We start from the raw sequence: 13,758 nt of genomic DNA, 5'->3' as shown, positions 1-13,758 counted from the left end.
GCGCGTGACAACGACAAAATGGCCTTACCCCGGTTCCCGTTGGTGGAAGTTTGATTTTCACACCCACACACCGGCTTCGCACGATACGCCGTGGCATCGTGGTGGTTTGGTATTGTCTGCCGAGGATTGGTTGCTGCGCTATATGGCTGCCGAAATCGACTGCGTGGCCGTCACCGACCACAACAGCGGGGCGTGGGTCGATACGCTCAAAATCGCCTACGCGCAAATGAAAGCGCAGCCACCCGCCGGGTTCCGGGAACTGACGTTGTTTCCCGGCGTGGAAATTTCCGTGCAAGGCGGTGTGCATGTGCTCGCGATTTTCGACCCCGCCGTGACGACCAGTGATATTGACACGCTGCTGGGCGCTGTTGGTTATCAGGGCACCAAGGGCGACAGCGATGCCGTGACAAGCCGAGGGATTGCCGAGGTGATTCAGGCCATCCTGACTGCGGGGGCCGTACCCATTCCCGCCCATGCCGATAAAGACAAAGGATTGCTGCAATGCAAGCCGAACACAAAACAAAGCGAGGTGGATGCCAATACGCTGCGACAGGCCATGGGCGTGGAAGGCTTGTTGGCTGTGGAATGGGGCAATGGCAACACCCCTTGGCCGCAATGCGTGGCGACTGATGAGCCTCGCCTGGCGAAAGTATTGGGCAGCGATTGCCACAGCTTCCAAAGCGCACAGGCACCGGGGTCTGCCTACACCTGGGTGAAAATGGCCAGCCCCACACTGGAAGGGCTGCGGCTGGCATTGCTGGATGGCAATGGCGTGTCGATACGGCGCAGCGATGAAGGGGCGTTCGACCCGTTCAAGCTCCCCGCGCACATCATTACGGGCGTTGAAATCGAAAACGCGCGCTACATGGGCAACGGCCAGGTTGCAAGGCTGGATTGCTCACCCTTTTTCAATGCCGTCGTCGGCGGGCGCGGCACAGGCAAATCCACGGTGGTGCATGGCCTGCGGCTGGCGGCGGGGCGCGTTCAGGAATTGACGGCATTGGGGCAGGATAGCGAGCCGCGTGCGCATTTCGACGAGTTTCGCAAGGTTGCCACCGGGCGCGATGGCAAGGGCGCATTGCGGGCCGAAACCGTGATCCGGCTGGAATGGCAGCACGACGATGATCGGCTACGCCTGTCCTGGTCTGCCAATGGGCAAGGCGCGGAGGTGCAGGAGTGGCGCAACGGGCAATGGCAACAATCCCCCAGCCAAAGCGTGAATGCGGCGCGGTTTCCCTTGCGCATCTTCTCGCAGGGGCAGATCGCTGCCCTGGCGGGCAGTGGGCGGCAAACATTGCTTGCCATCATCGATGAAGCCGGCAATGTCGAACCACTGAAACAGGTGCTTGAGGAAGCGCGGCGCACATTTTTCACCCAGCGTGCCCGCTTGCGTGAACTGGACGGTAAGTTGGCCGGGCAAGCCGAAGTCGAGCGCAGGCTGGATGAAGCGGGCAAGAAGTTGGCGGCACTGTCGCAGGCCGACCATGCAACGGTGCTGCGTGCTTACGCGCAGGCGCAACACCAGGAACGCGAGGTGAGCAATTTGTTCGAGCAGTTGCGCGACGGTGCGCAGCGCATTGCAGCATTGCCCGAGCAGATCGTCCTGGACGATTGGCCCGGCCAGCACTTCACGGAACAGGACGCCGATCTGTTGGCTTGGCGCAAGGATGCGGATGCGCAGGTCGAACAGGTTCGCGCCGGTTTGCAAGAGCAGGCGCGCAAGCTCGATGCGTTGATCGAGACCCTGCAAAAAGATGCCCGCCACGCGCAATGGAAAGCACGCGCTCAAGCCGCCCGGCAAGCGCATGCAGCCTTGCAACAGCAGTTCGCAGCGCAGGGTGTGAGCGACCCGCAAGCGTTTGCCCGGCTGACGCAGGAAAAACAGCAACTGGAAACGCAGCACAAAGCACTCCAGAAGATGAAATCAGACCGCCAGGAACTGGCGAAGCAGATCGAAGCACAACAAAAACTGCTTGCGGAAAAGCGTCAAAGCATCACGCAAGCGCGACAGTCCTTCATACGGAGCGCCTTGACCAACAACACGCAGGTGCGCATTGCAGTCGCGCCCTTCGGCTTCGGGCCGCGCCAGATCGAGCGTGAATTGCGCGAATTGATCGATGTGACGGACAACCGATTCGAGGACGATATCCTCAAGGTTGAAAATGGCGAGCCTTCGGGCGGGATGGCATTCACGCTGGCGCGGGCGGATGATGCGGGAAAGGTAGCTGCGGTGACTGCCGCCAAACAGCAATTGCTAGGTGTGCTAGGTGGGGGTGCACCGGACGATTTGGCTTTGGGCGGGCATTTCCGAAATTACTTGCAGCGCAAGCGTGAAAAGCCGGAGTTTGCTGACCATGTGCTGGCCTGGTTTCCGGAAGATGATTTGCGCATCGAGTACCGGCGTGACGAGGCTTGGCACCCTATCAGTCGAGGGTCGCAAGGACAGCGTTCAGCCGCCTTGCTGGCCTTCTTGCTTGCTTTCGGGGAAGAACCCATCGTTCTCGACCAGCCTGAAGACGATCTCGACAACCACCTGATCTATGACCTGATCGTGCGGCAGATTCGGGAGAACAAGCTGCGCCGCCAACTCATCGTCGTCACCCACAACCCGAATGTCGTGGTCAATGGCGATGCGGAACTGGTGCATCTGATGGGGTTTGGACGTGGACAGTGTTTCGTGCAGCAAAGCGGCGCATTGCAGGAATCGAAGGTGCGCCGCGAAGTGTGCCGCGTGATGGAGGGCGGGCATGAAGCATTTTCACGGCGCTGGAAGCGTCTGGGAACGGAGGTTTGAGATGTTGGCAACCCGCAGCGAACTGCTGGAAAAAATCCGTCTGGGCGAAGACAGTTTTCTGGAGATGAAAGAAGTGAAGTTCGCCGGAGGCAAAGTCCGTGGGCCAACGCAAGATGGGGTGGCCAACGAATTGGCCGCCTTTGCCAATAGCGCGGGCGGCGTGCTGTTGCTGGGAGTGGAGGACACCAGCCGTACAGTAATCGGCATCGAACTGGATAAGCTCGATGCGGTGGAGACTGTGCTGCGTGAAGCCTGTGAACAATCCATCAAGCCGCCGCTGGCCCCCATCATCGAGCGCCTGACCCTGCCCGATGCGGGAGGCATCGAGCAGCCTGTCATCCGTGTCGAGGTCAAGCGCAGCTTGTTCGTGCATCAAAGTCCCGGCGGTTATTTGCAGCGCGTGGGTTCTTCCAGGCGGCCCATTCCTCCAGATCAACTGGCGCGACTGTTCCAGCAACGCAGCCAGTCGCGCTTGATCCGGTTTGATGAAATGCCCGTTCCCGGCGCGACGTTGGAGCCTCTGTGCGAAGACTTGTGGCGTCGTTTCGTGGTGAGCGAAGGCGCAGCGCCGCGTGAAGTTGCGTTGCGCAAGCTGGCGATGGCCGCGCAGGACGATGATGGAGCTTGGCGGCCAACGGTTGCGGGGTTGTTGCTGGGCAGCGAACGGCCTCAGGAATTTCTGCCTTCTGCCTATATCCAGGCGGTTGCGTATCAGGGCACGACGGTGGTGCCGCAAGGGGAGTCCGCCTACCAGATCGATGCAAGCGATATGACCGGCCCGCTTGATCGGCAAATTCATGCTGCCTGCGCCTTTGTGCGCAAGAACATGCAAGTCGCCGCCTTCAAGCAACAGCATGGCGGGCGTGTGGATATGCCGCAGTTCTCGATGCGGGCGGTGTTTGAAGCCATCACCAATGCCGTGGCGCATCGGGATTACTCGATTCATGGCGCCAAGGTACGGCTGCGCCTGTTTGCGGATCGCCTCGAAATTTATTCACCGGGCATGTTGCCCAACACGATGGATACGGAGAGCCTGGTGGAGCGTCAATCCGCGCGCAATGAGGCCCTCGCCAGTCTGCTTGCGCGTTGTCCGATGGAAGACTCGAGCTTCGCGCCCTATCGGAACTTCATCATGGATCGTCGCGGCGAGGGTGTTCCAATCATCTTGCGCGAGACGCTCGAACTTGGCGGCAAGCCAGCACATTACCGAATGATTGATCAGAGCGAGCTTCTTCTTGTCATTCCGGCAGCGAATCCGGAGGCCCAGCCATGACACTTAAACCCTGGCGTGAAATCGCCGTCCCGCATGACGATGTGCTGAAGGGAACATTCCAGCAAGCCGAGTTTGCGGCTGACCTGTCGCGCGTGCATGCCGGCACGGCCAACGCGGAGTACCAGAACCCGGCGCTGTTCTTCCAGCGCACCTTCATCACCGAAGGCATGCGCCTGCTGCTCGATTCGGTGGTCAAGCGTTTGTCTGGCCGAGGTGGCGACCCGGTGATTCAGTTGCAAACCGCTTTTGGCGGCGGCAAGACGCACACCATGCTGGCGGTCTACCACCTCGCCAAGGGCGAAGCACCTGCCAGCGATTTGCAGGGCGTGCCCGCCATCCTCGATGCGGCGGGCGTGACCGAACTGCCCCGCGCGCGCGTCGCCGTGCTGGACGGCATCAAGTCCTCGCCCAACCAGGCTGTGGTCAGGGATGGGCAGAGCATCCGCACGCTGTGGGGCGACCTGGCCTGGCAACTGGGCGGGGCGCCGGGCTACGCGCTGGTGGCGGATGCCGACGCCTCGGGCACCTCGCCGGGCAAGGATGTGCTGGCCGATCTGCTGGGCCGCCATGCGCCCTGCGTGATCCTGATCGACGAGTTGGTGGCCTATGTGCGCCAGTTCGAGGAGGGCAAGGCGCTGACGGGCGGCAGCTTCGATTCCAACCTCAGCTTCGTGCAGGCGCTGACGGAAGCCCTGAAGGCCGTGCCGACCGCCGTGCTGCTGGCCTCGCTGCAGGAGTCCGCGAAGGAGGCCGGCAGTCAGCGCGGCGAGAAGGCGCTGGATTCGCTGTCGCACTACTTTGGCCGGATTCAGGCGCTGTGGAAACCGGTGGCCACCGAGGAGGCGTTCGAGATCGTGCGCCGGCGGCTGTTTTCCAGCACCAACGACCCGTTGGCGCTGGAATCGGTCTGCCGGGCCTTCGCGGACTACTACATCGACAACCGCGACGACTTCCCGCAGGAAACGCAGGACAGCAAGTACCTGAAGCGCTTGACGCACGCCTACCCCATCCACCCCGAGGTGTTCGACCGCCTGTACGAGGACTGGTCGACGTTGGACAACTTCCAGCGCACACGCGGCGTGCTGAAGCTGATGGCGAAGGTGATTCACCGCTTGTGGAAGGATGGCAACAACGACCTGCTGATCATGTCCGGCAGCTTTCCGCTGATGGATGCCGACACGCTGAACGAGGTGCTTTACTACCTGCCGCAGGGCTGGCCGCCGGTGATCGAGCGCGATGTGGACGGCGAGCGTTCGGAGACCTGGGAGATCGAGAACAAGGACACCCGTTTCGGCAGCGTGCAAGCCTGCCGCCGCACGGCGCGCGCGATCTTTCTGGGCAGCGCGCCCAGCACATCCAGCCAGGGTGTGCGCGGTCTGGAACTGGAGCGCGTGATCCTGGGCGTGGCCCAGCCGGGACAGCAACCCGGCCTGTTCAAGGACGCGCTGCGGCGCCTGGGCGACCGGCTGCACTATCTGAACGCCGCCAACAACCGCTTCTGGCTGGACACGCGCCCGAACCTGCGGCGCGAGATGGAAGAACGCAAGCGCCGCTTTCAGGACAGGGAGGACCTGTTCCCCTCCATCCGCGAGCGCGTGCAAAAGAGCTTTGCCCGCGACGTGTTCGGCGGCATCCACATCTTCACCGGCAGCGGCGATGTGCCCGACGACTGGGCGCTGCGGTTGGTGGTGCTGCCGCCGGACGCGGCCTTCAGCAAGAGCGGCCAGAGCCTGGCCATCGAGCGCGCGACCGAGATTCTGAACCAGCGTGGCGAGCAGCCGCGCTTCAAGCAGAACCGCCTGATCTTCCTGGCGGCGGACTACGATAGCGTGGGCCGCCTGAAGGATCACGTTCGCACGCACCTGGCTTGGCGCAGCATCGTCAGCGACTACAAGGACAACCGCATCGTCCTCGACAACCTGATGGCCAAGCAGGCGCAAGCCAGCCTGGAGCAGGCTGAGGAAACGGTGCGGCGCATGATCCGCGAGACCTGCAAGTGGCTGCTCGCGCCGGTGCAGGAAGCCCGCCCCATGAATGGGAAAGGCGGGGGCCTGTCCGAAGTGAAGTGGGAGCATTTCCCGCTCAACCCCGGCGCGCAGAACTGGTCGCAGGAAATCGAGCGCGTGCTCAAGGAAAATGAGCTGCTCATCAGCGAGTGGGCGCCGATCCATCTGGCCAAGGTGCTGAAGGACTGGTTCTGGAAGGACGATGCCAAGGACACCAGCGCCCTGAACGTATGGCAGCAGAGTTGCCAGCAACTCTACCTGCCGCGCCTGAAGGACGACGCGGTTTTTCAGCGAACGCTGGCGGCAGGCGCAGAAAGCCGGGAGTTCTTCGGCTTCGCGCAGGGCAAGGAAGACGGGCGCTATGTCGGCTTCAGTTTCGGCAGGCGTGCCTCGCCGTCCCTGGATTCATCGCTGCTGTTGGTCGAACCAGTCACTGCTGCCGGGTATGCCCAACGAGATGCCGCTGCAAGGGCCATGGAGCCTGCACCGGGCACCACTGGCCCCGATGCAAGCCTGCCACGGGCCAAGGGTCCAGCCCGTCCCGCTGACGACGCTCCGCCATCGGTCAGGAAGCGCTTCTACAGCAGCATCGAGATCAACCCGCTCCGCGCCAAGGAGCAGTTTGCCAGTCTGGACGACGAGGTCGTCCGGCAATTCACCTCGCGCTTCGGCGTCAATGTCAGCATCACTATCGAGATTCGGGCCAACTCGGACACCGGGTTCGATGAGGGGCTACAGCGCGCCGTCAGGGAGAACTGCAACGTGCTGAAGTTCAGGAGCGCGGAGTTTGAAGATTCCTGATTTTTGGAGTCTGCCGCTGCGGGCGGGATTCCGGTGGCCGGGCAGATCGAGGCCGCATCGCCCTACAACGCCCGCTGCGCCAACAGCCCGCGTGCGGCCAGGTTGTTGATGAAGGCGCGCAGGCCGAAGGTCCATGGCGCGGCTTTTTCGCTCAGATTCACGCGGTTGCACAGCTCACCCAAATGGGCGCTGCGGATCGCGACCCGGTCGCCCAGCTTGTGGGTGAAACCGCCGCCGGGTTCATCGCGGTCCTGCGTGGGCGCGAACAGCGTGCCCAGAAACAGCATGAAGCCGTCGGGGTACTGGTGCGCGGCGGTCGCCTGCTCGACCAGGTCTTGCGGCTCGCGGCTGATGAACTGCATCGAATTCATGCCTTGCAGCACAAAGCCTTCCGGGCCATCGACGCGCAGGTCGACCTGCTCGCGGCGCACATCTGCCAGGCCAAAGCTGGCGTCGAACAGCCGGATGTACGGGCCGATCGCGCAGGAGGCGTTGTTGTCCTTGGCCTTGGACAGCAGCAGCGCGCTGCGGCCTTCCAGGTCGCGCAGGTTCACGTCGTTGCCGAGCGTTGCACCGACGATGCGGGCGCGCCCGTCGACGGCCAGCACCACCTCGGGCTCCGGGTTGTTCCAGGTGGAGTCGGCGCGGATGCCGATGTCGGCACCGGTGCCCACCGACGACAACACCGGCGCCTTGCCAAATATCTCGGCGTCGGGCCCGATGCCGACTTCCAGGTACTGTGACCACAGGCCCTGGGCTTTCAGGTGCTGTTTCAACGCCATCGCCTGCGGCGAGCCGGGCTTGAGCGCTGACAGGTCGGTGCCCACCTTGGCGACCATTTGCGCACGAACCTGCTGGGCCTTGGCCGGGTCGCCGTCGGCCTGCTCCTCGATCAGCCGTTCGATCAGGCTGGCGGCAAAGGTCACTCCCGCAGCCTTGACCACTTGCAGGTCGCAGGGGGCGAGGAAAAAGGGCTTTTGCAGATGGCGCAGGGCTTCGTCGCTGTGCGCCAGAATCTCCTGGACGCTGCCCAAGCGCTGGCCCGGGGCCAGGTGCACGCAGCGCGCCGGCTCGGGTTGGTCGAGCAAGCTGCTCATCGTCGGGTAATCGGCGCTCAGGTCGTAGACGCCCGAGGCGCGCAAGGCCACCACCGAGGGGCCTTGCACGTCGGGGCGCCAAACCCGCGCCACCAGCGTGCCGGCATAGCCGTCGTCGGGCAGGAAGCGCTCGAGTTGCAGTTGCAGGGGTGCGGTCTCTTTCACTATGTGCCTTTCGGGGATGGGGCTGGGCGCATTGTCGCGCAGACGGCGCGCTGCGCCGTCAACGTATGATGCGTGCCTGCCGCTGCCGGCATGCAGCGCGCGGTAGGTGCGCAGGCGTGGCCGGGCCGAGGCCGCGCCGGCTGCACGCTATATTTCCCCCCTTCCCATTGCCTTGACCGCACCACCTGATGACCGCCTCCACCCCATCGGAAACCGCCGCCCGGAAGAACCTCGCCAAGCTCCAGCGCGCCATTGTCGATGGCCTGCAAGACGTCAAGGCGCAAGACATACAGGTCTTCAACACCGAGCATCTGTCGCCACTGTTCGAGCGGGTCATCGTGGCATCGGGCAGTTCCAACCGCCAGACCAAGGCGCTGGCCGCCAGCGTGCGCGACGCGGTGCGTGAAGCCGGTTTTGCCAAGCCGCGCACCGAAGGCGAGGACAACGGCGAATGGATCATCGTCGACTGCGGTGCCGCCGTGGCGCATATCATGCAGCCCGCCATCCGCCAGTACTACCGTCTGGAAGATCTCTGGGGTGACAAACCGGTGCGCATCAAGCTCGGCGCGGCCAAACCCTTCTCGCCCTCGTCCGGCGGCACGACCGCGCAGGCCGCAGACCAGAAACCGGCCCGCAAAGCGGCAGCCAAGGCCCCGGCCAGGAAAATCGTGGCCAGGACTGCGGCGAAGCCTGTGACCCCATCTGCGGCCAAACCGGCGAAGAAAGCGCCCGCCAGGCCCGCTGGCAAGCCGGCCGGCAAAACCACCACCGCAAGGAAGGCCGCCATCGAGACCATCGTGATCAGGCCCTCTGGCGCGAACAGGCCGGCCGCCAAGGCAGGCGCCACGGCAAGGCCGGCGCGCAAAAAGGCTGCGGCCCGCAAGGGCTGAACCGGCCGCCCTCGATTCGCCCCGATGAAGCTGCTGATCGTCGCCGTCGGGCAGCGGGTGCCTGATTGGGCGCAGACGGCATGCAACGACTACGCCAAACGCTTGCCGCCCGAACTCAAGCTGGAGCTCAAGGCGGTCAAGACCGAGCCGCGTGCCGGCAAGACGCTGGCGAGCCTGCTTGCTGCCGAGCGCGGGCGTATCGAGGCGGCCATCCCGCGCGGCGCGCAGGTGGTGGCGCTGGACGAGCGCGGCACCCGTCTGACCACCCTGGCCTTGGCCGAACGGCTGCGGGGCTGGCAGTTGGTCGGCGACACGGTGGCGCTGCTCGTCGGCGGGCCCGACGGGCTGGACCCGGCCTTGCGCCAGGCCGCGCACGAGCGCATCCGCCTGTCGGACCTGACCCTGCCCCACGCTCTGGTGCGTGTGCTGCTCATCGAGCAGCTCTACCGCGCCTGGTCGCTCCATGCCGGGCACCCGTACCATCGCGAATGACGGCGGCGCTCACTGGAGCACCTTCGCCTTCGGCTACGGTATGAGCGCCTTCGGGCGGCCGGGCGGCGCAGGATGGAGCACCTTCGCCTTCGGCTGCGGTATGAGCGCCTTCGGGCGGCCGGGCGGCGAAGGATGGAGCACCTTCGCCTTCGGCCACGGTATGAGCGCCTTCGGGCGGCCGGGCGGCGCTCATGCGCGGCTTGGCGGCGGCGGCATGTTCCATGGCTGCTGCAAGATCGGCTCGCGGCAGCTCCGCTGTGTCGCCACCAGTTCCCCTCGTTCTTCAAAATCTGTCGATGTCTGATTTCATCTACCTGGCCTCCCAAAGCCCGCACCGCCGCCAACTGCTCGAACAGTTGGGCCTGCGGCATGAGTTGCTCGTCCCCGACCCGGGCGACGCGGATGAGCAAGACGCCGAGGCGCTCGAAGCGCCGCTGCCCGGCGAGGCGCCGATCCGCTACGTGGAGCGCGTGACGGGCTTGAAACTCGATGCGGCCATGGCCCGCCACGCGCGCCGTGCCCTGCCGCAGGCCCCTGTCCTGTGCGCCGACACCACGGTGGCCCTGGGCCGCAGCATCCATGGCAAGCCCGATGGTGCGGCGCACGCGGCCCGCATGCTGGGCGCGCTGGCCGGGCGCGCGCACCGCGTGCTCACCGCCGTGGCCTTGCAGGCAGGCCCCCGGCGCCTGACGGCGCTGTCCGTGTCGCGCGTGACTTTTGCCGCGCTGACGCCGGCGCAGATCGCCGCCTATGTGGCCACCGGCGAACCGCTGGGCAAGGCCGGGGCCTACGGCATACAGGGGCGGGCGGCAGCGTTTGTGCAACACCTGGCGGGCAGCTATTCAGGCATCATGGGCCTGCCCCTGTACGAGACCGCACAGTTGCTGCGCGCGGCGGGCTTGTCGCCATAACCACTGCATCCCCAGAGCAACCCTGCCGCAACCCCACCACGCCCCCCGGCCGCCATGCAACAAGACATCCTGATCAACTGGTCGCCGCAGGAGACCCGTGTCGCCGTGGTCGAGCACGGCGCGGTGCAGGAACTGCACATCGAGCGCACGCTCGAACGCGGCCTGGTCGGCAACATCTACCTGGGCAAGGTCGCGCGCGTGCTGCCGGGCATGCAGTCCGCCTTCATCGACATCGGGTTGGAACGCGCGGCCTTTTTGCATGTGGCCGATCTGTGGCAGCGCCAGCCCGACGGCGAAGCGCCCCTGTTCGCCCGCAAGGGCCAGCCGCAGGTACCGATCGAAAAACAGGTGTTCGATGGCCAGGCGCTGATGGTGCAGGTCATCAAGGAGCCCATTGGCACCAAGGGCGCGCGCCTGTCCACGCAGATCAGCATTGCCGGCCGCCTGCTGGTGTTTCAGCCGCAGGACGACCATGTGGGCGTGTCGCAAAAAATCCCCGGCGCCGAGCGCGACGCGCTGCGCGCGCGGCTGCAAGCGCTGGTGGGCGACAAGACCACGGGCGGTGGCGGCGGCTTCATCCTGCGCACCAATGGCGAGGATTCCAGCGACGCCGAACTGGCCGAGGACATCGCCTACCTGCGCAAGACCTGGGCGCTCATCAAGGAGGCGGCGCTCAAACTGCCTGCCCGATCGCTGCTGCACCAGGACCTGTTCCTGCTGCAGCGCGTGCTGCGCGACCTGGTGGGCGAGCAGACGCAGAGCATCCGGATCGATTCGCTGGAGCAGTTCCAGCGCCTGCACGCCTTTGGCCAGGAGTTCATGCCCGCTGCTGCCGGCAAGCTGCAGCATTACAAGGGAGAGCGGCCGATCTTCGACCTGTACGCCATTGACGAAGAAGTGGCCAAGGCGCTGGGCCGCCGGGTCGATCTGAAATCGGGCGGCTACCTGATCGTCGACCAGACCGAGGCGCTGACCACCATCGACGTGAACACCGGCGGCTTCGTCGGTGTGCGCAACTTCGACGACACCATCTTCAAGACCAACCTGGAGGCCGCGCAGGCCATCGCGCGCCAACTGCGGCTGCGCAACCTGGGCGGCATCATCATCGTCGACTTCATCGACATGGCGCAGGGCGGCCACCAGGAGGCCGTGCTGACCGAGTTCAGAAAACAGCTCGCACGCGACCGCGTCAAGACCATGGCCGGCGGCTTCTCGCAACTGGGCCTGGTGGAGATGACGCGCAAGCGCACCCGCGAATCCCTGGCCCATATGCTGTGCGAGCCTTGCGCGGCCTGCCAGGGCAAGGGCAGCGTGAAGACCGCGCGCAGCGTGTGCTACGACATCCTGCGCGAGATCCTGCGCGAAGCCCGCCAGTTCAACCCGCGCGAGTTCCGGGTGGTGGCCTCGGCACGGGTGATCGAGCAACTGCTCGACGAGGAAAGCCAGCATTTGGCGGGCCTGATCGACTTCATCGGCAAACCCATCTCGCTACAGGCCGAAAGCGCGATGGGGCAAGAGCAGTACGACATCGTGTTGCTGTGACCAAATGCATGGGCCGCGTCGCGCAATGGCCAATGCAAGCGGCTGCCTTGGCCCATGGCCGCCAAGCGTGGCCGTTTTTGCCTTTACATTCACCGGCAGCGGGCTGCGCTGGCCCGGCAAGGAGCAGTGGCATGCGCGCACTATGGGGGTTGGCGGGTTTGGTGCTGGTGTTGGCCGTGGTCGGCATGCTGGTCAAAAAGCAGTTGTCTGCAATGCAGACGACGACCGGCACGGTGCAGGAATCGAGCCAGCAGGTGCAGCAGCACATCCAGCAGCAGGTCCAGGGGCTGATGCAGCAGGCGCGGCCCATGCCGGAAGATCAGCCCCAGGATGACAAAAATTGAGCGGCATGAGACCGGGGCGCCTGATTCGAGCGCGCATGCAGTGATCCATCACACCCCGATGAGCGCCGATCCGGATGCGCATTGGATGCGCCAGGCGCTGGCCCAGGCCGAAGACGCGGCCCGCGCTGGCGAAGTGCCCGTGGGGGCGGTGGTGGTCAAGGACGGCCAGTTGATCGCCACCGGCCGCAACGCGCCCTTGGCGCGCCATGACCCCAGCGCCCATGCCGAGATTTTGGCCTTGCGCGCAGCCGCGCGGCGCCTGGGCAATTACCGGCTGGACGGTTGCAGCCTGTACGTCACGCTCGAGCCTTGCGCGATGTGCAGCGGCGCGCTGCTGCAGGCCCGGCTGGCGCGGCTGGTGTACGGCGCGGCGGACCCCAGGACGGGCGCCGCCGGGTCGGTACTCGACCTGTTTGGCGATGCCCGGCTGAACCACCAGACCCGGGTGCAAGGCGGGGTGCTGGCCGACGCAGGAGGCGACCTGCTGCGCCGCTTTTTCCGCCAGCGCCGCAGCGGGCAGCGGGCCCAGGCGCTGGCCCGCCACCCATTGCGCGACGATGCCCTGCGCACGCCCGATGCCGCCTTTGCCGGCCTGCCGGACTACCCCTGGGCGCCGCATTACCTGAGCGACCTGCCCGGCCTGGCGGGGCTGCGCATGCATTACCTGGACGAAGGCCCGCGCCCGGCCGCACGCACTTGGCTGTGCCTGCATGGCTACCCGGCGTGGAGCTACCTGTACCGGCATATGCTGCCGGTGTTTCTGGCCGCAGGCGACCGCGTGCTGGCGCCCGATCTGATCGGCTTTGGCAAAAGCGACAAACCCAAGAAAGACAGCGCGCACCAGTGGGCCTGGCACCGGCAGTTGCTGCTGGAGTGGCTGGCGCGCCTGGACCTGCGCCGCGTGGTGTTGGTGCTGCAAGACGGGGACATGCTGGGCCTGGCGCTGCCCATGGCCATGCCGGATCGTTTTACCGGCCTGCTGGTGCTCGACCCGCTGCTGGCCGCAGGCGCGCAGCCCTTGCATGGGCCTGGCGTGGGCCGCCTGCTGGCACGCATCGACCCGCCGTTGTCCGACGCGCAATGCGCAGCGTATGACGCGCCGTTTCCAGACCGGGGCCATTGCGCCGCACTGCGGGCGTTTGCCGACCGCAACCTGTTCCGGGCGTTTGCCGAACACCCCCCGTTCCGGGCGCTGTCCGCCCCCCTGCCGGCGGCTGCGGATGGGCAGGGCGCGGCGCGCCCGTTCTGGCAGCCGCAGCAGTGGCCGGGTCGCAGCCTGGCCATCGGCGACTGCCCCGAGTTCAGCCGGCACCCCCGGGCCGGCCATACGGTGCCCGAGCATGGCGCAGCGCTGGCCGCGCGGGCAGTGGAATACTTTGGGCCGTCCCACCCGGCACATGGCCTGGCATGCCGTCCCGCAAATAACTGCACATGAAACCGCGC

The 13,758-nt window shown here is 65.4% G+C and carries 11 protein-coding genes; 9 read left to right on the top strand and 2 right to left on the bottom strand.

The genetic code is table 11. The annotated features are described in order from the left end of the window. The first annotated feature begins 4 nt into the window (after nt 1–4). From VEIS_RS12795 to VEIS_RS12785, 3 genes are read left to right on the top strand one after another with little or no spacing between them, the layout of a single operon-like run. Nucleotides 5–2,794, top strand: coding sequence for a TrlF family AAA-like ATPase (locus VEIS_RS12795; protein WP_011810373.1), 2,790 nt, complete (start codon nt 5–7; stop codon nt 2,792–2,794). Next, complete coding sequence (locus VEIS_RS12790) at nt 2,748–4,067, top strand: ATP-binding protein (RefSeq protein WP_232287681.1); 1,320 nt, start codon at nt 2,748–2,750, stop codon at nt 4,065–4,067. The genes VEIS_RS12795 and VEIS_RS12790 overlap by 47 nt, the downstream gene beginning before the upstream one ends. Next, nucleotides 4,064–6,874: an ATP-binding protein gene (locus VEIS_RS12785; protein WP_011810371.1), complete on the top strand. Its 2,811-nt coding sequence runs from the start codon at nt 4,064–4,066 to the stop codon at nt 6,872–6,874. Before VEIS_RS12790 ends, VEIS_RS12785 begins: the two co-directional genes overlap by 4 nt. Nucleotides 6,875–6,936: 62 nt before the next feature. Here VEIS_RS12785 and VEIS_RS12780 read toward each other — a convergent pair whose 3' ends face one another. After that, on the bottom strand, nt 6,937–8,136 hold the full coding sequence (locus tag VEIS_RS12780; protein ID WP_011810370.1) for a fumarylacetoacetate hydrolase family protein: 1,200 nt from the start codon (nt 8,134–8,136) through the stop codon (nt 6,937–6,939). Between the two features lie 188 nt (nt 8,137–8,324). On the opposite strand from VEIS_RS12780, the gene rsfS reads away from it, so the two are divergent. Continuing rightward, nucleotides 8,325–9,026, top strand: coding sequence for a ribosome silencing factor (gene rsfS / locus VEIS_RS12775; RefSeq protein WP_011810369.1), 702 nt, complete (start codon nt 8,325–8,327; stop codon nt 9,024–9,026). A 24-nt stretch (nt 9,027–9,050) separates the two neighbouring features. Beyond that, complete coding sequence (rlmH, locus tag VEIS_RS12770; protein ID WP_011810368.1) at nt 9,051–9,518, top strand: 23S rRNA (pseudouridine(1915)-N(3))-methyltransferase RlmH; 468 nt, start codon at nt 9,051–9,053, stop codon at nt 9,516–9,518. Here the strand turns inward: rlmH and VEIS_RS30540 are convergent. Further along, nucleotides 9,457–9,741, bottom strand: coding sequence for a hypothetical protein (locus VEIS_RS30540; protein ID WP_232287680.1), 285 nt, complete (start codon nt 9,739–9,741; stop codon nt 9,457–9,459). The two genes, rlmH and VEIS_RS30540, sit on opposite strands and share 62 nt — an antisense overlap. A 73-nt stretch (nt 9,742–9,814) precedes the next feature. On the opposite strand from VEIS_RS30540, the gene VEIS_RS12765 reads away from it, so the two are divergent. From VEIS_RS12765 to tadA, 4 genes are all read left to right on the top strand, one after another. After that, nucleotides 9,815–10,429: a Maf family protein gene (locus VEIS_RS12765; protein ID WP_011810367.1), complete on the top strand. Its 615-nt coding sequence runs from the start codon at nt 9,815–9,817 to the stop codon at nt 10,427–10,429. 54 nt (nt 10,430–10,483) lie between these two features. Then, nucleotides 10,484–11,971 carry a ribonuclease G gene (gene rng, locus VEIS_RS12760; RefSeq protein WP_011810366.1) on the top strand — a complete coding sequence of 496 codons (1,488 nt, stop codon included), beginning with the start codon at nt 10,484–10,486 and terminating at the stop codon, nt 11,969–11,971. A 131-nt stretch (nt 11,972–12,102) separates the two neighbouring features. Beyond that, nucleotides 12,103–12,315 carry a hypothetical protein gene (locus tag VEIS_RS12755; RefSeq protein WP_041950016.1) on the top strand — a complete coding sequence of 71 codons (213 nt, stop codon included), beginning with the start codon at nt 12,103–12,105 and terminating at the stop codon, nt 12,313–12,315. A gap of 58 nt (nt 12,316–12,373) precedes the next feature. After that, on the top strand, nt 12,374–13,750 hold the full coding sequence (gene tadA, locus VEIS_RS24790) for a tRNA adenosine(34) deaminase TadA (protein ID WP_049773898.1): 1,377 nt from the start codon (nt 12,374–12,376) through the stop codon (nt 13,748–13,750). Nucleotides 13,751–13,758: the final 8 nt, after the last annotated feature.

Source organism: Verminephrobacter eiseniae EF01-2 (assembly GCF_000015565.1).
Taxonomy (GTDB): Bacteria; Pseudomonadota; Gammaproteobacteria; order Burkholderiales; family Burkholderiaceae_C; genus Acidovorax; species Acidovorax eiseniae.
Note: the sequence above shows the minus strand (reverse complement) of the source record. Positions and strands in the feature narration are given on the sequence as shown.

Coding starts and splice junctions, on each gene's coding strand:
- rng (WP_011810366.1), top strand. CDS start 10,484: ATGCAACAAGACATCCTGATCAACTGGTCGCCGCAGGAGACCCGTGTC.
- VEIS_RS12765 (WP_011810367.1), top strand. CDS start 9,815: ATGTCTGATTTCATCTACCTGGCCTCCCAAAGCCCGCACCGCCGCCAA.
- VEIS_RS12755 (WP_041950016.1), top strand. CDS start 12,103: ATGCGCGCACTATGGGGGTTGGCGGGTTTGGTGCTGGTGTTGGCCGTG.
- VEIS_RS12785 (WP_011810371.1), top strand. CDS start 4,064: ATGACACTTAAACCCTGGCGTGAAATCGCCGTCCCGCATGACGATGTG.
- tadA (WP_049773898.1), top strand. CDS start 12,374: ATGAGCGCCGATCCGGATGCGCATTGGATGCGCCAGGCGCTGGCCCAG.
- VEIS_RS30540 (WP_232287680.1), bottom strand. CDS start 9,741: ATGGAACATGCCGCCGCCGCCAAGCCGCGCATGAGCGCCGCCCGGCCG.
- rlmH (WP_011810368.1), top strand. CDS start 9,051: ATGAAGCTGCTGATCGTCGCCGTCGGGCAGCGGGTGCCTGATTGGGCG.
- VEIS_RS12790 (WP_232287681.1), top strand. CDS start 2,748: ATGAAGCATTTTCACGGCGCTGGAAGCGTCTGGGAACGGAGGTTTGAG.
- rsfS (WP_011810369.1), top strand. CDS start 8,325: ATGACCGCCTCCACCCCATCGGAAACCGCCGCCCGGAAGAACCTCGCC.